Origin of the sequence: Cyanothece sp. BG0011, from assembly GCF_003013815.1 — a bacterium.
Classification (GTDB): Bacteria; Cyanobacteriota; Cyanobacteriia; order Cyanobacteriales; family Microcystaceae; genus Crocosphaera.
This window is the reverse complement of the sequence record NZ_PRLH01000052.1, coordinates 1-17,390: the sequence shown is the minus strand read 5'-3', so window position 1 is coordinate 17,390 and position 17,390 is coordinate 1. Positions and strand designations below refer to the sequence as shown.

The following is a 17,390-nucleotide window of genomic DNA, read 5'->3' as shown; positions in this document are numbered from 1 at the left end:
TTTGATTTAAACGAAGCTAACCCATAAAAAAGACACTACAAAAGAAGAAAACGGGGTGTATGTGGTGGGATTAATCTAGCGCAGCATTTCTAAAATCTTACTACTGTTGAACAAAAGCCCAATTGTGCCTATAACACCTAACATGACCAGCACCCAATTTCCTAAAGCCACTCCGACCATTGTCGCCGCAATAATAGTAACCAGGGAGAAAAAGAAGGCTATCCTCACACCAAAAATCACACTTATTGTGGGAACACCTGCAAGACGATCGCCTGGTGTATCTCTGATGTCATTCAGATTCGCAATTGATGCTATCATGAGACTCTCTAGAGGATTCCTCCGATGATTGGAAAGCTCCAGTGGACACCACTTACTGTCATGGGGATGAGAAAGGTAAGAATGACCCAGAGGACGACTATGAGAGCAGTTTTAACCCCTGGGATTTTTTTGAGGCTCTTACCATCTCGAAGAATGGGGAGACTATAGGCAAATGCGAGTCCTATCGTACTTATAATAGGAAAGATTGCAGCTGGTCGTAACAGCATTGCGATGAGGCTGATGACCACTGCTATCGCACACAAGTAAACCATGAAGGTGTAATTCGCTCGCAACCAATTGGTTCGTTCTGGCGAATTGATGATGTCTGATTCCTCATCTAAATCGTGCATACGGTCATAACTATAGGTCAAAAACCCTAACAGACCACTCAGGACGAGTACCACACTATCTGGCTCACATTCTGCCAAAGAGTAAAAGAGCAGAGTGTAAAGTACAGCCAAGATGATGACCATCCCATTGCCATATCGTAAAAAATCCCTAATAAATGTTCCAATACTTCTAAAATTCATGAACTTTCGTGAAAACAAATCTAATAACTCACTGTTTGCTCAAATTTCTGAACCATTTATAATTATAATCGCAAATCTGTTGAGATTAGTGAGATGGTAACGATGCCGAAATGCCCGTGGAATAAGTCTTAAGAAATTCTATTTTTTTGCTAATCCTTATAAAGTTCATTATAAAGTTTAGGTTGTTAAGTTAGCGATGCAGCAGCACTCGCGGAGCGAGACCGCTATGTTCCCAACTTAAATGTCGGTAAGGGGTCTCCCCTTATACGAATGTTAGGGGGAGGGGAATTACCGACCAAAAAATAAACCGACCATACTTAAATGTCGGTAAGGGGTCTCCCCTTATACGAATGTTAGGGGGAGGGGAATTACCGACCAAAAAATAAACCGACCATAGGGAGTCCTTTTAAACAGGAGATTGTTGTTTTTCAACATATTGTTTAAGTTGTTCAATCGTTACACCACCGCAAGTAGCAATAAAATAAGAACCAGTCCAGAACACAGGTTTTTGTCCATAAAATTGAGTTAAATGATCTGAAAAATCTTTTCTGATTAAACGAGAAGAAACAGTTTTTAAATTAGCAATAAATTTACTAAGTTGAACTTTAGGATTAAACTCAACAAGTAGATGAACATGGTCTGTTTCACCATTAAATTCTACTAATCGACAATCCCATTTACTGCAAGTATCTGTGAAAATTCGTTGCAGACGAGATAGGATGTCAGGGGTAATGACTTTTCTCCGATATTTAGTCACTAAGACAATATGTACGGCAAGTAAGTAAACTGACCTATTTTCTTTACTATAACTATTGTTCATTAACAACGATAAGTGCTACAATAATAGTATTATGATACTGACATTTGAGTACCGAATCAAGCCTAATCAAAAGCAAGCAGAGTGTATAAACCAGTGGTTAGAACTTTTACGTCGTCACTGGAACTATGCGCTAGGTCAGCGTTTGGACTGGTTAAGACGGACTCGATGTGCTATTGATAGATGCAGTTTAATTAGTGAAACCATAGGAGAAATACCAGAAAAAGTTAATTATTACACTCAACAATCAGATTTAAAACAGACAAAAACTCTCTTTCCTGACTACAAAAATATCTACTGCGAAGTTCAACAGATGAATCTTCAAAGATTAGAAAAAGCCTGGAAAAGATGGTTAGTTCCAGATAAAAAAGGTAAAAGAGGAGGGCGACCTAGATTTAAAAAAGCTGGTCAATTAAGGTCTTTTAGTTTTTCGAGAGTTAATCATCCCAAAGCTGTTATCAAGTTTCAAAATAATTGTCTTTGGACAAAAAAATGGGGAGCTATACCAGTTGTAATCCATCGTCCGATTCCTGAAAGTTTTATTCTTAAAACAGCTACAATCGTTAAAAAAGCAGATGGATACTATGTCTGTATTACAGCAGAAGATGAGACGATTCCGAATGTTATTCCCATAGATAATATCAAATCAGCAGTTGGAATTGATGTAGGATTAAAAGAGTTTTTGACTACCAGTCAAGGAAAAACAGTTGCTGTTAAAAAGATTTATCGCAATCGACAAAAGCATTTAGCTCGTCAACAACGTAAATTAGCCAGAAAAAATAAAGGGTCAAAAAACTATGAGAAACAACAAAAAAGAATAGCTTTAACTCATCAAAAAATTGCTAGATATCGAAAAGACTGGCACTACAAAACAGCACATTGGTTGGTCAATAATTATGATTTTATTGCTTGTGAAGACTTAAACATCAAAGGGTTAGCTAAAACTAAATTGGCTAAGAGTATTTTAGATGTCGCTTGGGGAAATTTCTTAACAAAATTAGAAGCAGTGGCGGTAAAACGCGGCGTTTGGTTTGTCAAAGTTAGTCCTCATGGAACGACAGTAAATTGCTCAAGCTGTGGTCATAAAGTTCCGAAAACACTATCAGTTAGATTACATGAATGTCCGAAATGTAATTTGACAATGGATAGGGATGAAAACGCCGCAGTTAATATTATAAAAAAGGCATTGCAAATACATGGGGTGGGTCTCATCCCGTCTGCCTGTGGAGGCTTAGTCAGTGGACAGCCTGTGAAGCAGGAAACTTCTGGAACTGAGTATATGCAGTTATCTCTGTTTTAGAAGCCCCCGTTATACCGCCCAAGCGGTTAACGGAGGGAGAACGTCACCCACCCCATCACAACCTGCTATCGGTCAGTTAATTCGTGCTTTGAGACAAGAGTTAAGGCTGACTCAAGAACAGTTTGCTCATCAGTTAGGGGTAACATTTCCTACCGTAAACCGATGGGAAAGAGGACACGCTAACCCCTCCCCAATGGCGTTAAAGTTAATTGAAGGGAAGCTGACAGAGTTGGGTGTGAAGGGTCAACGTTTGGTTACTCAATATCTCATTCAATACGACAATAATGGTGTATAAACTATCAAGTAAAATGCCAAAATAATGGTGCATAAACCATCACGTTAAATGTAAAAATTAAGGTGCATAACGCATCAAGGATAATGTATGCCTAGAGGGAAACGTACCAAGAAACCCAAAGAAGCTCAAGCTTATAATCATAGTGAAAAGCATCCTCAACGCCCTGATATTGGCACTGAGGCACAGTTTAAGAAGAAAAAACCCCCTGTAACTTATCGTTATGACTCTTCTTTAGATCCTGAGTTGTCTTGGGATGATAACCCCTCCCGTGAACAAGGGGAGGCACATATTCAGGCGATCACTTCTCATCTTGAGTCTTTATCCCAACAATTAACGGAATTAAATACTGTCGCTGAGTCCCTTAATAATAATAGTGAAGCGTTAAAAACATTATATAAAGTCCGGGATAAGATAGAGGAACAAATTAGGGAAGCAACCCTATCTTTAAATCAATTAAAAACATTAAGTCAACCGTTTTTGAATTGGACAGGGAAGGCAGAAAGGTTATCTTTTGATGTACCAACGTTACCCTTATTTGTTCATGAAAGATTGTCTACCAGAGCTATTATTGAAACATTAAAAAGTCATAAACAAGGGGGAGAACAATTACAATTAAACTTATTTAATACCCCAGAATGGTCAATAACTGATCAAATTTTAAGGGCTTATGAATATCATGGTGATTGGGTTAATCGCATGATTTTGGGGGACTCCCTTGTTACTATGAATTCCCTTTTACAGTATGAAGGATTGGGGGGTCAAGTGCAAATGATTTATATAGATCCGCCCTATGGGGTGAAGTTTGGATCTAACTTTCAACCCTTTGTTAGAAAACGAGATGTTAAGCATAATGATGATGATAACCTCACCCGTGAACCCGAAATGGTGCAAGCTTATCGGGATACTTGGGAATTAGGGTTACATTCTTATCTGACTTATTTAAGAGATAGGTTATTATTAGCTAGGGAATTATTAACTAATAGTGGTAGCGTTTTTGTTCAAATTTCTGATGATAATGTTCATCATGTTCGGGAGTTGATGGATGAGGTTTTTGGTGGAGAGAATTTTATAGGATTAATTACATTTAATAAAACAACGGGTGCAGGTAGTCCATCCATTGGAACTTTATCACTTGCTTCAATCGGCGATTATATTATTTGGTATTCTAAAAATAAATTAAATTTTAAATATTATCAACTATTTTTATCTAAAGACTTTTCAACTGATGCCAGTGGAAAATACTCATATTTACAATTATCAAATGGAGAACGAAGAAGATTAACAAAAGAAGAAATAGATAATCCTAATTTAATACCTACTGGGGCTAAGGTATATCGTTTAAGTGGAATGACTTCACAAGCTAGTCCTAAAGTCCCTTATACTTTTGAAGGAAAAAAGTTTATTGGCGGATGGAAGACAAATGAAGAAGGATTAACTAATCTTGTTAATAACAATAGAGTAGTTGCTTCAGCAAATACCTTGAACTATGTTCGTTTTTTAAATGATTTTCCTGCCTCACCTATTAATAATATTTGGACAGATGTTGGTGGGATACAAAGCAGATTAGATGAAAAAATTTATGTAGTTCAAACGAATCCAAAAGCTATTCAACGCTGTCTATTAATGACAACAGATCCAGGGGATTTAGTATTAGATATAACCTGTGGAAGTGGCACAACTGCTTATGTTGCCGAACAATGGGGGAGAAGATGGATCACTTGTGATGTCAGTCGAGTTCCCTTAGCATTAGCCAGACAAAGATTATTAACCGCTACCTTCCCTTGGTATCAATTAAAAGACAATAACTCCCCTACCGGTGGCTTTATTTATAAGAGAAAACAGAACAGAAAAGGAGAAGAAATCGGCGGTATTGTCCCCCATATTACCTTAAAAAGTATTGCCAATAATGAAACCCCAGACGAAGAAATCTTAGTAGATCGTCCCGAAGTTGATAACAGTATTGTCCGTGTTTGTAGTCCCTTTACCATTGAAGGAACCATACCCCCACCGGTTGACATGGATGCAGAAGATGAACCCGAAACCGAAGCCATTGAACCCGATACAACCGCCTCCTTTACTGATAGGATGCTAGAAGTATTAAGAAAGTCTCCTGTTCTTCGTTTACCTGATAATAAAACCGTCACCTTTACCAACGTTAGACAACCTGCTACAACTCAAAATCTCTCAGCAGAGGCAATGGTTAATGAAGTCAGAAGTCAGAAGTCAAAAGTCAGAAGTGAGGATAATAATGAAGAGAAAAAAATTACAGAAGCGGTTGATAAATCTCAAAAAAATGAACATAATGATGAGGAATTAGGGTTAGAACCCGTCGCCTTTTTATTCGGTCCAGAAAATGGACAAATAGCAGAAAGAACCGTCTTTGAAGCAGCCAGAGAAGCAAACAGTAAACACTATTCTCACCTTTATATTATAGGCTTTGCTATTGCCCCAAACGCCCGTCAACTGGTAGAAAATTGTCAAGAAACTATGAATATTCCTGCTACTTATATACAAGCAACCCCAGACTTATTAATGGGAGACTTACTTAAAAATATGAGAAGTTCTCAGATATTTAGTGTGTGTGGTTTACCAGAGATTAAAGTACACCCAACCGAGGATAATAAATATCAGGTTGAGTTATTAGGCTTAGATGTATTTGACCCTGTTACAATGGAAGTAGATCATGAAGTAGCCAAGAACGTCCCTGCATGGTTTCTTGACACTAATTATAACGGATTATGCTTCCATGTTAATCAAGCATTCTTTCCCCGTACAAAAGCTTGGGACTCTTTGAAAAAAGCCCTCAAAGGTACTTATGAAGACTCAGTTTGGGAACATTTATCAGGGACAACCAGTGCATCTTTTGAAGCAGGAGAACATCAACAAATTGCCGTTAAGGTAATAGATGATAGGGGGAATGAATTGTTAGTGGTTAAGGATTTAAAGAAGTCTTGAAATTATGAATAATTCTAATAATAATCAGTCCCCTTGGACAAATTTAAAAGACTTAATTGATAAGAATCCTCTCATCATTATAACGACAATAGCCATAACCTGTTTTGCAATGGGATGGGGAGTTCATGAAACTCTTGAACATCTTACTGATGGTAAACCTTTAATTACTGTCTATAAACCTATTAAAGCAACAATAATTGAGCCTAAAAATGGGGATGTTGTTGAACGATGGGTTGATGTAAAAGGGGAATTAAAAGGAAATTTACGTTCTGGAGAACAGATATGGTTAGTAGTACATCCAAGGCAAGATGAAACACATCCTGAGTCTCATGGTTGGTATCCTCAAGAAACTAATATTTCTCCTGATGACAACAATCAATGGCAACTCAGGGCAATAATTGGTCAAGAAGGAAATGAAGACTCAAATAGAGAATTCGACCTGGCTGTTGTCAAAGTTGGAAACGAAGGGATTGAACAATTTAAAGACCATTTAGATAATGGATATCCTGAACAAAATCTCCCTCCAGATGCTATTCAATTAGGAGGAAAAATTACTGTTGTCAGAAAATAGTTCTACCGAAAATCAAAATTAAAATGTCCGACAAGGAAGATAAAAAATGGAAACCATAGATATTAATCAAGCATTACCTCAGATTAAAAAACTTCTGGAGATAGCATCAACAGGAGAAGAAATTATTATTACTAAAAACAATCAACCAATGGTAAAATTAGTCTCAGTACAACCCTTAAATAAACGTCCTTCTCTTTTTGGAAGCGATAAAAATATTATTTCTATTAGTGATGACTTTGATGAACCCTTAGAAGACTTTAAGGACTATATGTAATGAAAGTATTATTAGATACTCATAGTTTAATTTGGTTCTTTTCTGGTCATCCTAACTTGAGTAATAGAGTTCGTCAAATTATGGACGATATTAACCATCAAAAATTGATTAGTTTAGCGAGTGTGTGGGAAATGGGAATAAAACAAAGCAAAGGGAAATTAACCCTATCTTTACCATTAGAAGACTATATTACTGACAAAATCAAACTAGAAGACTTTGATTTATTGCCAATCAAATTGAACCATTTAGCTTTAATTTCTACTTTACCCTTTCATCATAATGACCCATTTGATAGGTTATTAATTGCCCAAGGGATTATAGAAAATATCCCTATTTTAAGTAGAGATATAGCCTTTGATGCTTACTCTGTTCAACGTTTATGGACTTAGTTAAAGACAAAAAAAACTAACCTTTACTAATCAAAAAAATGTCCTACGAAGTCAACGAACCGATATTAAACTCCCCCTTTGATGAACCCTCCCGTTACTGGTTTATCCGTGAAGGCAGAAATGTTGAATGTTAGAAAAAAGCCTGGAGAAAATCCGTTTAAAATGCTAGAATAAGAAAAAACATAGAAAAGCAAAATAAATAATTTGATTTTACAAAGTTTTCCTAAAGTCATTAAAACTATCTTAAAACCTTTACCTAGAAATGATTATCCGGTTCTCAGTACATTTTCATTTGTCTCCTGCTGGTTGGAGTATGTAATGGATAAAAGTGTTGTGAGTATGCAGGATTTATTTAAAAGATTAAATACTCAAGGAATAGACCTAAAAATATCTAATTTTTCTAAGGCAAGCAAGAAAAGAGACACTCAAGTTTTTCTTGACATCATTAATCAATTAAAAAGAAAGCTTCGTCAACGAAAAGGAGAAAGAAAAGCTCGTTCTTATTTTCCTATTGATTCTACTATACTTAGTCTAACAAGTAAACTTTTATGCAGTCAAGGATATCATCAAGTTAAACTATTTTGTGGATTAGACAACTGGACATCAGAAACAGGAGGAATAGTTATTCATTTTGGGCAAGGACATGACTATAAATATGGACATCAAACAGTAAATGCAATTCCAGAAAATGGAGTAGGCATAATGGATAGAGGGTTCGCTTCTTGTGAAAGAATCAGGGAGTTGAAAGAACAACAAAACAAAGCATTTGTCTTGAGAATTAAAAATAATGTTACTTTAGAAAGGCTAGATGATGGTAATTCTAAAGTAGGAAAAGATGAAAGAGAAGTAGAAATTAGAGTAGTCGCATTTTGTGACTTAGAAGACAGGACTGAATTTAGATTAGCAACTAATTTACCCTTTGATGGAGAAGAAGGAGTAAGCAATGAGGAAATAGCAGAGATTTATGTACAAAGATGGCAGATAGAATTACTTTGGAAATTTTTAAAGATGCACTTAAAATTAGACAGACTAATGACGAAGAATGAGAATGGAATTAGAATCCAAATCTATAGTTGCTTAATTGCTTATTTAATTCTACAGTTAATAGAAATACCATTAGAATTTGGAAAAACGATATTAGATAAACTCCGTTATCTTCAAGCTTATATGTGTCAGGAAATTAGCTATGTACATTGGTTCAGAAAACTGATTTGGTTAAGGTGAAATTTAAGCACCATAGGGTTAGTCTAATTTGATATGTAAAGTTTTCTAAAGACATTCAACATTTCTGGCAACTGGGAAAAAGGGGTGTCAGTGCCTACTTTAAATCCTGAACAAACGTTGATGCTTTGCTCTTTATTAGGGTTGAGTTTGGAAGATTTAGCCAAAGGATTTAAAGGAGAAGTAACAATGACATAGTTAATTTAACTTAAAGAATAAAAAAAAGCTGGTTGACTCTCATGGAAAGCAATCGGAATGACTGACTAACCAAGAAAGCTGGAAACCAGGCTTTCTAAACTTCAAAAAATTTTTTCTACTTCTATTGTCACAGATAAATTCCGAATAAAGCCAATTTGAGGGTAGCCAGAAGCTAATCAACCCTTCTGGAGACATGAATGAAAGCTAGATATAATCTGCTATTGAGCGGATCAAAATGTGATGGAAAATTTTTTCTAAAATCCATCATTTACCCCCTGATTTCACGAATAGGGGGTACGCATGACCTGGATTAGATACAATCGCCGCACTCCCTGTCCGGTGTGTCAGGGCGATCGCAATGATTGCCGCCAAAACACCGCCACCAATTTAGTCCATTGTCGAAGCAACGAAGCCAACCCCGTAGACTACGTTTATCGTGGTCAAGACACATGGGGGTTTAATATATGGGCTAAATCAGTCACCAGTCGCCAGTCACCAGTCACCAGTGAAAGACAGTTAACAGTTCCCACAGAGGTGAATCCCCGTTTTCTAGCCATCAGGGGGGAAGATAAGGGAGAAGGGAGCAGGGAGCAGGGAGCAAGGGAGCAGGGGAGCAGGGAGCAGGGGAGCAGGGAGCAGGGAGAGAGTTTAGAGAAGCTGTTATCTATCCCAGAGAGGGATCAGGTAATCAGGGAAATACTGGGCCAGCTAACCCTATCTCAAACCCACGGTCAAATATTGAGGGAACGGGGAATAAGCGATCGCCTTCATGAAGTTCCTCGCTCCGCTCCGGCTCTATCGAACAGAAGTCAGAAGTCAGAAGTTCCTCACTCCGTTCCGGCGCTATCGCACAGAAGTAGGGGGTTAAGTGAGGAGCATTATCGGTATCTCAGAAATAGGGGGTTAACGGATGCTCAAATAGAGGAAGGAAACTATCGAAGTGTCACCCAGTGGCAAACATTAAGAAAATCTGTAGATATTAGATTATCAGGGGTAAACCACCGGGGGGATAAACTAAATAACCCCTGCGACGGTATCCTCATTCCGGTACCGAACGAAAATGGATTGTACACCGGCCTCAGAATCAACAATCTCACCCCACAGGCCAACGAATTAGGGAAATACCTATGGTTATCCTCAAAGAACTCTAGGGGGATACCCATCGACCTACCATCGGGAGAACTCCCCATTACCGTTTATTTACCCCAGGAAGCCCCCGAAAAGGAAATAATAGGGTTCTGTGAGGGATTAGAATATAAACCCCTTCTAGCGTCATCTAAGGTAGGTATACCGATTATTGGGGCCAGTGGGGGAAACTTTGGTAGTAGTACAAAGGCCATAGAAGCTGCGATCGCCTCGATTAAGCAACGATATGGATGGGAAAAACCCAAATTTGTGCTGTATGCCGATGCCGGGTCAATTATCAACCCCAATGTAGCGATCGCCTATGAAAAGTTAGGAAAAATATTACCTGATTTAAAAGTAGCTGATTGGGGACAACTACAGGATAAGAAAAATGGTTTAGACATTGACGAAATTGATGTCGAAAACCTTGAAATAAGCTTAATTCCCATTGACGAGTTCAAGGAAAAATCAGACCAATTAATTTATCATAGAAAAGCTTTTAAAGCTTGGAAAAGTTGTAAGCAGTTTACCCCAACTAAAACAGTAGAACAGGAGTATCTAGACCTAAGTGTACCAGAAAAAAACACTATCTTATGCGGTAAATCAGGGTTAGGAACAGGTAAAACCACTAATACAATTGAGTGGTTTAAAAACGGATTAGAGAACTATGGAGCGGTAAGTTTAGGATACAGAAACTCACTACTTTATCAGTTTTGCGAAAAGACCTCCCAAGCCAAAAAAGAAACAGGTAAAAACATAGAATTTACCCATATCCATGAACAAGAAAGTAGTCTTTATATTAGGAATCCTCAAGGAAAAGTCACAGCTTGTATTAACTCACATTATCGTTTTAATGCCAATGACTTCGATGAGAAAGTCTTACTACTAGATGAGATTATTTCAGTGTTAAAACATCTGTTATTTTCTCCAACCATTAATAGTAGAGAACAAGCAATAGAATTAGTCAAAGGAGCCATAATAAAAGCCGATAGGATTATATCTTTTGATGGTAATCTATCAGATATGTATTGCGATTTTATCGCAGCCTGTGACCCGACCAAAAAGATAGAAAAAGTAGAAAATACCTATAAAGGTAATAAAGCTAACTTAGTTTTATTAGAAGGAACCATCAAGAAAACAAAACTAAGAAAACGGGATCATGCCCCTTGGTTATATGACTTAATAACTATCCCTGAGATGACAGGAGCGATCGCCTCTGACAATCAAACCTTACTAGAATCTTTACATAGAATTTTAGATAAGTTAGGTCAGAAAGTATTAAGAATTGACTCAAAAACAATCAATAAACCAGAAGTTAAAGAATTCTTAAAAGACCCTGATAAGTATTTAAGGGAAAATAAAATAGATAGACTTTTATTTTCACCTTCCTGTGAGAGTGGCTTAGATATTAAGATTAGTAACTATTTTACTCACTTCTTTGGCTTATTTTACGGGGCATTAGATGCGGACTCAATCACTCAAATAATTGGGAGAATTAGGGATAGTCAAGTGACCCGTTATTTATGGGTAAATCCCTTTACCAAAGTAGATGATAAGAATAGTATTAAATCACCCTTCTTAGAAAAATTACAATATCATTTCAACCAACGGTTAACCCGTGACCTCCATTTAGCAATGGTTGGTGAAGATAACAAACAAGAACTAATCAGTGAGTTACTCACCAAAGTCAAAGAAGACTTAGAGACTCCTGAGAGTAAGTTAGCCCAACGATTAGAAGCAATGATAAACTATGAAAAAGCTAATCTCAGACAGTGTGTTTATTGGTTATTAGAACAACAAGGATATGACATTAGTAATCGATATACTCCTGAATATCAAGATCCATTTAAAAGAGTTAATAAAGAAGTTTCAAAAGAGAAGGTAATAACTAGGTTTCAAGACTCAACAGATATCTTTGAATCTTCTGATAAGTACCTAGATAAACCTTGGATGATGTTAAGCCAAGACGCTCATTGGGAAGATAGATGCGCCTTAATGAAAGCCAAACTAATTAAACTCTTACCTAATATAAATAACTCTACTTTCTGGAGTCCTGAGTTAATTTATCTAATTAAATATAAGTATCGAAATCTAATAACCCAAATAGAAAATAGAATCTATCTTGAAAAGTTTGACCAAGAGAATTCACCAGCTTTAGTTAAGGTTAAGAAATTCTACCATAACCTACTAAATAAAGTCAGAAGAGGAAAACTTTGCCCCTGGAAAATTAAGCCCCGTTACCTATTCCTAAAAGCATTGTTTGATCTAAGGTTATTGTACTTCATTGAAGTAGCAGGGGAATTTACAGCCGATAGTGAACCGGTACAAGACTTAATCAAGCGGGCCAACCTTAAGAGAATCTGGCAGGGACTAGGAAAGCGGCCATCAAAAGACCCCATTAAATTTATACGGTGTTTACTTAATCAAATTGGCTATGATTTAAGCGATCGCCGTCTCTCGGATGAAAATAGAACACGGGTATATAAGGTGTTGCCGGTCAAAGTAAACCTCAAAGAAATTATAGACCCTCACAAGCACGACAATTATGTTCATGGGGTCATCAATAAATTAACGGAAATACTCCAAGCCAGAATCGAACGGGATTATTCCCCCGAACATCTCCAAACCCTGAGATGGGATGACGAAAACATACTACAACAACAATCTTGTAGTACGGAAATCGAGAAAAAAAATAACGATCAAACTCATGAGTCCAAAAACGGCTATAATCCAGACCAGCAAACAAGAAGTAATGATCCAGATGTGCCAATAATTGTTAAAGAAGATCAGCCACATCTGGATCATGAAAAGATACTACAAAAAGCTAGTCCACCGGTTGATTGGCCATTTAAGATAGGGCAATGGGTAAGAATTAAGGGGGACTTGTTGGATGATTCCCTAATCGGTGCTAAAGCCGTAATCAAGGAGCTTAGGGAGGGATTGAGCCGATACGCTATCCTAGAAATTAATGGAAGGCAACGGTCACTGAAACTTGATTATTTAACCTCTATTTAATAATATTAAATATGAGGGTTAATAGGATATCAAAAATGGATGTTGAGGCAATTCACTTACGGGTTAAAAATCTCAAAAAAGACCAACTAAAACTTACATTGTCTCAGTTAACGGGGGATAAAAATCCAATCATATCAAAGATAACCCAGAAAATATTAGGGAGAAATTTTCGCTTGGGACAAATAGTAACAGTAATGACACAAGATAATAAAGAGCATAAAGTGATCATTACTGGCTTCGATGACTTTAGGGAACTTGATGAATTATATCGTTTATATACAGCCTTTAAAAAAGATAGTAAAGAAAATAGAAGTGTATTAAAAGAAATGAAAAAAGAGATTCCAGAATGGGTAGAGTTTATTCAAAATAAAGAACAAGTATTTTTTCAATATGCTTATGGGTTAAAATGTGGAGTAGATTATGAGTTTCCGACAATAATAGTATATAGCAATGAAACAAGAGAATCGACTATGTATTGTAAAGCTTGGTACGTTAAAGAAGTCCGTGCTTTATTTGAAAAATATCCGAACATCATTGAAAAAATAGAAGCTTATTAAAACGAATTTAATTAAAGGGTAAAACATCAGAAATCTTCGGTTTTTTCATTAAACTTTGATAGATTATTGACAAAGACAATACCCCTAATGTAAGCTGAGAGTATAACCTTACAACAGGGGTGATGTATGGAACATTGGTTAAAAGAATGGGGAAAAGGAAAACCACCGGCAGGGTGGGTGATAGAAATCATCGATGACACCCTGACTCGTTTAGAAGGGATGACAAAGGAAGATGAAACTGAGATCGCCCAACTCAATAATGAACTAACCGAAAAGTTTTTAAAGAAAGTTAAACCAACTAGCGTCAAGAATTATTACACTTGTTTACATAAAGCGGTAAGAATCCACTTCAAAGACAAATTAACCGCAAAAAATAGCATAAACCACCCAACTAAGGGAAAAAGAGAACATTTTGCCTGTACATTAATTGATACCCCCGATGATATCAAAGCCCTTAATTTAGGGTTACAACGAGAAGCTTTAGATTGGAAACAGCATAATGTGGCCCACATAGAAGAACCGGACTTAATAGTGAACAGGGGCCGAGAATTATTAGAGAGTGCGATCGCCACTTACGAAAAAGAAGGATATGCTAGTTATGCTGATATAGGGGCATCCCTAGCGTTATTAGTGGGGTTAAGACCAGGAGAAATCCTCAGAGATGCCGTATTAAAACCCTCATCCCCCTACACCATTATTTTAAGCCAAGGACAAGCCAAAACAAGAGGGAAAAACAGAGCTTATGAGATGCCCACTTTGATAGAAGCGGATACCGTACTCAAAGGGTATAATATCCTTAGAAATACGTTTAAAGCAGACAAATTAAACGATTTAGAACTAGAAACGTACAAAAATAACCTGAGATTTCAAGTAGAGTTGAATTTTAGAGAAATTGTCCCCACTTTATCCCGTTTAAACGGGGAAACGACCGTTAATCCTCAGAGGTTACGGGCCGTGTATGATGCGATCGCCGTATTCTATTATTGTCCTCCCCAAGTCAAAGATTTCGTGTATATCAAAGCCATCAATGGACATGAACCCACACCAGGGAAAGCAGACGCGGCCATGCACTACCTAGATTATCAAATCGGAGACGGTGCGATCGTATCAGCAGGAGGACAAAGACAAGGAATAAAACTAGGACAACCAGGGGTTAAAATCATTAAGGCGATCGCCGATAAGTTAGAAACCACAGACCATGAAAAAGCATTGATGAGGTTTCTATCTAACGAATCTCAACCAGTTGTCAAAGAATCTGTAGATTCAGACATAACCCCTGAAGTATTAGGATTATCCCCTGAATGGGTGAAACGGTTAGGGGCCGTAATGGAAGAAACGGGTCAAACTGATTTTAAGGCCATGGTGTGTGAGTTGGTTAAGCAAGAGATTAAGTTTCGTGAAGGATTGCGTAACCGGCATGAAGGAAAAGATTTCCAGTCAATGCCCTTATCAAAATTAAAACGAATTCGTCATCGAGATGCCACCGCCGAAAAAATCAGACGGGCATTCTTGGCCATTAAACACCATAATTCCCATGTGGCAAGTGAGCGATCGCAACGCTGGTACATTAATCCCACCAGTATCCATAAATTAGTAGGGGGAAGATTCTCAAGCATAACCCCTTGGTGTGAGGCGCATAAAGACGAGATAGACTCTCATAACCAGACTTATGAGTTAAGTGAAGGGGATAATCGTAAATCTGTTGATATTAGCGAAATGATAGAAGTGCCAGAATATCCGATGGATTAGGATGGTTATTGAGAAAGATCGGGTTCGTTCTTTAGAGTAATTGAGTCTAAATAGGTGAGAATTTGACGAATATAGAGAGGATAGTAGATTAAACTTTGATGTATTCCCTCAAAAACTTGAATTGAATCGATATCAAGATAAAGATGAACTAAAATATTACGCATTCCGACAGCTTTGGCTAGTTGAATAGCTAAATCTTCGGTTAGAATTTGTTGTTGAGCAGCTATAAGAAAATAATCTTTGTTAGTCCAATTATCTTTAGTCTCTAAAATTCCGTTACAGGATAAAATATATTTGTTGATATCTAAAGCAGCTTCAGTAATAACTTGAATAATTCTTTCAGTAATCATTTGAATATCCTGAGAGTTGAGATATTCATCAATAGTGAGATTTTGATATTTCTCTAGACGGGTAATATAGTCTTCAATTTTATTTAACCTGACTAAAACAACATTAATATCTAAAGTTTTCATACGCCTCTAGCTTCTAAAAAATGTTCAAGATTTTGTCGGAGGGATTTTCGGATATTTTCTAACTGTTCACTATTCATCAAAGCTTGCTGTTTAAAATCCTCAAATAACCCTGATTTTTGTTCATATAAAAGTTGACCGTCACGAGCTATATAATGAGCGATTAAGGGGGAACAGATATCAAGAGAAACTAAGTCAATTTTATCAGAGGGAATATTAAAAATATCAGCTAAAATATTATAAATTTCCAAATAATCTAATTTACCTTGTTGTTTGATAGTCTCATCATAAAGTGCGGCAAAATCCCAGTCACTATAACTATGAGAATCTTTTCTGGCTCTTGAACCGAAAAGAATTAGCATTTTGACATAGGGAACAGTTTGTTTTAATTGATTTTGGATTTGTTGTAATTGAGGTAAATTTAAGTCTAACATGATGAATATTTTAAGGAAGACATTATTTTGCTCTACCCTTCTCAGAGAGCATTTCAAGCTTGACTTTATGGATAAGTTCTAAGACTTTTTCAGGAGTATCATACCCTTTTTCAATCATCATTTGATGACGTTGCTCAAATTCATCTAATTCATTTTCAGCAATAATAATGACATTGACTTTTCTATCATTCAAAGGCTCTTTAAGTGTTATTTTTATTTCATTATTTTGAACGTTCCCTACAGTTTGTATGATTTTCATAAGTCTAGTTATTATCTTGAATTTGGTATTTTTTTGCAGTTTTAGAGTCGTTATCTATTAGTGAATTTCAACTATTTTCTCCTGTGTAATTATCTCCGTTTGAGGGTCGAAAATAATCATTTTTAGGAGTCGAGAACAACGTCAATTAAAGGTTCATTAGTTTGATGAGAAGTGATGTGAATAACAACTTTTTGTTCGAGTTTATTTAAGAAATTAAACAGACGAGTTTCCTCAAAAAGATGGTATTTTCCTGTCATTAAATCATCAACTTCTTTCTGTTCAATATTAAATAATGAAGCTATTTCAGCCTGTGTTAAATGACGAGATTCTAAAAGTTTACGAACAGTATAACCAAGTTTGGCACGGGTCAAAAGTTCTGATGAATTATCTAATTCCAAGTCAGCAAAAATGTTACCACTACTAGCAGTAAAATTAATAGATTCAAGATTATCATTCATAGGATGATTCATTGTTTTGAGCTAGTTTTTGAGCTTGTTGATAGCGTTGTTTGATTAAATTAACATCTTTTTGTGCTGTTTTAATACCCTTGGGGGATTTTTTTTGGAAAGCATGGAGAACATAAATAGAATTGCCAATCTGAACGGCATAAACGGTTCTATAAGTATCTCCATCAAATCGAGTAACAATTTCAAGAACTCCACTACCAACTCCCTTAAAAGGTTTAGCTTTATTGGGCTTATCTCCTTTCTGTACATCAAATAGAGATGAGCCTATTTCACGACGAACCTCATTGGGAAAACTTTTAACTTGTTTGAGACTATCACCCATCCAAATAACAGGTTTAATATCATTGTTTTGTGTCAATTTACTTCTCCATTTTATAATTTTTTATCTTAAATTTCAATGACTTTTAATGGGAATAAATTTAGCTTTTTTTTTCGGTAATTCTTCT

18 protein-coding genes are annotated in these 17,390 nt (G+C 36.5%); 10 read left to right on the top strand and 8 right to left on the bottom strand.

What is annotated here, in order from left to right; genetic code table 11:
- Positions 1 to 75: 75 nt before the first annotated feature.
- From C4E06_RS27680 to tnpA, 3 genes are all read right to left on the bottom strand, one after another.
- Entirely contained in the window at positions 76 to 318 is a 243-nt protein-coding gene (locus C4E06_RS27680) for a UbiA family prenyltransferase (protein ID WP_198648404.1), read from the bottom strand.
- A gap of 8 nt (positions 319 to 326) precedes the next feature.
- Positions 327 to 848 (bottom strand): hypothetical protein, encoded by a 522-nt coding sequence (locus tag C4E06_RS07690; RefSeq protein ID WP_198648403.1) that lies wholly within the window; start codon positions 846 to 848, stop codon positions 327 to 329.
- 406 nt (positions 849 to 1,254) lie between these two features.
- Entirely contained in the window at positions 1,255 to 1,668 is a 414-nt protein-coding gene (gene tnpA / locus C4E06_RS07685) for an IS200/IS605 family transposase (RefSeq protein WP_107666573.1), read from the bottom strand.
- A 31-nt stretch (positions 1,669 to 1,699) separates the two neighbouring features.
- Between tnpA and C4E06_RS07680 the strand changes: the two genes are divergently transcribed.
- The 10 genes from C4E06_RS07680 to C4E06_RS07630 all read left to right on the top strand — a co-directional run bounded on the left by C4E06_RS07680 (position 1,700) and on the right by C4E06_RS07630 (position 15,314).
- The gene (locus C4E06_RS07680) at positions 1,700 to 2,965 is read left to right on the top strand and encodes an RNA-guided endonuclease TnpB family protein (RefSeq protein ID WP_107666572.1); all 1,266 of its coding nucleotides are present in this window, start codon (positions 1,700 to 1,702) and stop codon (positions 2,963 to 2,965) included.
- A gap of 88 nt (positions 2,966 to 3,053) precedes the next feature.
- Positions 3,054 to 3,260: a helix-turn-helix domain-containing protein gene (locus tag C4E06_RS07675; RefSeq protein WP_232826186.1), complete on the top strand. Its 207-nt coding sequence runs from the start codon at positions 3,054 to 3,056 to the stop codon at positions 3,258 to 3,260.
- A gap of 87 nt (positions 3,261 to 3,347) precedes the next feature.
- Entirely contained in the window at positions 3,348 to 6,215 is a 2,868-nt protein-coding gene (locus tag C4E06_RS07670; protein ID WP_107667538.1) for a site-specific DNA-methyltransferase, read from the top strand.
- 4 nt (positions 6,216 to 6,219) lie between these two features.
- The gene (locus tag C4E06_RS07665) at positions 6,220 to 6,786 is read left to right on the top strand and encodes a hypothetical protein (protein ID WP_107667537.1); all 567 of its coding nucleotides are present in this window, start codon (positions 6,220 to 6,222) and stop codon (positions 6,784 to 6,786) included.
- 46 nt (positions 6,787 to 6,832) lie between these two features.
- Entirely contained in the window at positions 6,833 to 7,060 is a 228-nt protein-coding gene (locus tag C4E06_RS07660; protein WP_107667536.1) for a type II toxin-antitoxin system Phd/YefM family antitoxin, read from the top strand.
- On the top strand, positions 7,060 to 7,449 hold the full coding sequence (locus tag C4E06_RS07655; RefSeq protein WP_107667535.1) for a type II toxin-antitoxin system VapC family toxin: 390 nt from the start codon (positions 7,060 to 7,062) through the stop codon (positions 7,447 to 7,449). The genes C4E06_RS07660 and C4E06_RS07655 overlap by 1 nt, the downstream gene beginning before the upstream one ends.
- Before the next feature lie 207 nt (positions 7,450 to 7,656).
- Positions 7,657 to 8,673 (top strand): IS4 family transposase, encoded by a 1,017-nt coding sequence (locus C4E06_RS07650; RefSeq protein ID WP_107667551.1) that lies wholly within the window; start codon positions 7,657 to 7,659, stop codon positions 8,671 to 8,673.
- A gap of 495 nt (positions 8,674 to 9,168) precedes the next feature.
- Positions 9,169 to 13,008: a plasmid replication protein, CyRepA1 family gene (locus C4E06_RS07640; RefSeq protein ID WP_198648402.1), complete on the top strand. Its 3,840-nt coding sequence runs from the start codon at positions 9,169 to 9,171 to the stop codon at positions 13,006 to 13,008.
- 35 nt (positions 13,009 to 13,043) lie between these two features.
- On the top strand, positions 13,044 to 13,565 hold the full coding sequence (locus tag C4E06_RS07635; RefSeq protein WP_107667534.1) for a hypothetical protein: 522 nt from the start codon (positions 13,044 to 13,046) through the stop codon (positions 13,563 to 13,565).
- Between the two features lie 126 nt (positions 13,566 to 13,691).
- A complete protein-coding gene (locus tag C4E06_RS07630; RefSeq protein WP_107667533.1) occupies positions 13,692 to 15,314 on the top strand; it encodes a protelomerase family protein in 1,623 nt (540 codons plus the stop codon).
- A gap of 5 nt (positions 15,315 to 15,319) precedes the next feature.
- Here C4E06_RS07630 and C4E06_RS07625 read toward each other — a convergent pair whose 3' ends face one another.
- The 5 genes from C4E06_RS07625 to C4E06_RS07605 all read right to left on the bottom strand — a co-directional run bounded on the left by C4E06_RS07625 (position 15,320) and on the right by C4E06_RS07605 (position 17,266).
- Positions 15,320 to 15,787, bottom strand: a complete 468-nt coding sequence (locus tag C4E06_RS07625) for a DUF86 domain-containing protein (protein ID WP_107667532.1) — start codon at positions 15,785 to 15,787, stop codon at positions 15,320 to 15,322.
- Complete coding sequence (locus tag C4E06_RS07620) at positions 15,784 to 16,218, bottom strand: nucleotidyltransferase domain-containing protein (RefSeq protein ID WP_107667531.1); 435 nt, start codon at positions 16,216 to 16,218, stop codon at positions 15,784 to 15,786. Before C4E06_RS07620 ends, C4E06_RS07625 begins: the two co-directional genes overlap by 4 nt.
- A 22-nt stretch (positions 16,219 to 16,240) precedes the next feature.
- A complete protein-coding gene (locus C4E06_RS07615) occupies positions 16,241 to 16,477 on the bottom strand; it encodes a hypothetical protein (protein WP_107667530.1) in 237 nt (78 codons plus the stop codon).
- Positions 16,478 to 16,599: 122 nt separating this feature from the next.
- Positions 16,600 to 16,935 carry a helix-turn-helix domain-containing protein gene (locus tag C4E06_RS07610; RefSeq protein WP_107667529.1) on the bottom strand — a complete coding sequence of 112 codons (336 nt, stop codon included), beginning with the start codon at positions 16,933 to 16,935 and terminating at the stop codon, positions 16,600 to 16,602.
- On the bottom strand, positions 16,928 to 17,266 hold the full coding sequence (locus C4E06_RS07605; protein ID WP_107667550.1) for a type II toxin-antitoxin system RelE/ParE family toxin: 339 nt from the start codon (positions 17,264 to 17,266) through the stop codon (positions 16,928 to 16,930). The genes C4E06_RS07610 and C4E06_RS07605 overlap by 8 nt, the downstream gene beginning before the upstream one ends.
- Positions 17,267 to 17,390 lie beyond the last annotated feature (124 nt).

What these genes read in the sequence shown, in the direction of transcription:
- C4E06_RS07640 (WP_198648402.1), top strand. Translation starts at nt 9,169, where the DNA reads ATGACCTGGATTAGATACAATCGCCGCACTCCCTGTCCGGTGTGTCAG.
- C4E06_RS07610 (WP_107667529.1), bottom strand. Translation starts at nt 16,935, where the DNA reads ATGAATGATAATCTTGAATCTATTAATTTTACTGCTAGTAGTGGTAAC.
- C4E06_RS07615 (WP_107667530.1), bottom strand. Translation starts at nt 16,477, where the DNA reads ATGAAAATCATACAAACTGTAGGGAACGTTCAAAATAATGAAATAAAA.
- C4E06_RS07625 (WP_107667532.1), bottom strand. Translation starts at nt 15,787, where the DNA reads ATGAAAACTTTAGATATTAATGTTGTTTTAGTCAGGTTAAATAAAATT.
- C4E06_RS07690 (WP_198648403.1), bottom strand. Translation starts at nt 848, where the DNA reads ATGAATTTTAGAAGTATTGGAACATTTATTAGGGATTTTTTACGATAT.
- C4E06_RS27680 (WP_198648404.1), bottom strand. Translation starts at nt 318, where the DNA reads ATGATAGCATCAATTGCGAATCTGAATGACATCAGAGATACACCAGGC.
- C4E06_RS07655 (WP_107667535.1), top strand. Translation starts at nt 7,060, where the DNA reads ATGAAAGTATTATTAGATACTCATAGTTTAATTTGGTTCTTTTCTGGT.
- C4E06_RS07660 (WP_107667536.1), top strand. Translation starts at nt 6,833, where the DNA reads ATGGAAACCATAGATATTAATCAAGCATTACCTCAGATTAAAAAACTT.
- C4E06_RS07680 (WP_107666572.1), top strand. Translation starts at nt 1,700, where the DNA reads ATGATACTGACATTTGAGTACCGAATCAAGCCTAATCAAAAGCAAGCA.
- C4E06_RS07605 (WP_107667550.1), bottom strand. Translation starts at nt 17,266, where the DNA reads ATGGGTGATAGTCTCAAACAAGTTAAAAGTTTTCCCAATGAGGTTCGT.
- C4E06_RS07620 (WP_107667531.1), bottom strand. Translation starts at nt 16,218, where the DNA reads ATGTTAGACTTAAATTTACCTCAATTACAACAAATCCAAAATCAATTA.
- tnpA (WP_107666573.1), bottom strand. Translation starts at nt 1,668, where the DNA reads ATGAACAATAGTTATAGTAAAGAAAATAGGTCAGTTTACTTACTTGCC.
- C4E06_RS07665 (WP_107667537.1), top strand. Translation starts at nt 6,220, where the DNA reads ATGAATAATTCTAATAATAATCAGTCCCCTTGGACAAATTTAAAAGAC.
- C4E06_RS07670 (WP_107667538.1), top strand. Translation starts at nt 3,348, where the DNA reads ATGCCTAGAGGGAAACGTACCAAGAAACCCAAAGAAGCTCAAGCTTAT.
- C4E06_RS07635 (WP_107667534.1), top strand. Translation starts at nt 13,044, where the DNA reads ATGGATGTTGAGGCAATTCACTTACGGGTTAAAAATCTCAAAAAAGAC.
- C4E06_RS07630 (WP_107667533.1), top strand. Translation starts at nt 13,692, where the DNA reads ATGGAACATTGGTTAAAAGAATGGGGAAAAGGAAAACCACCGGCAGGG.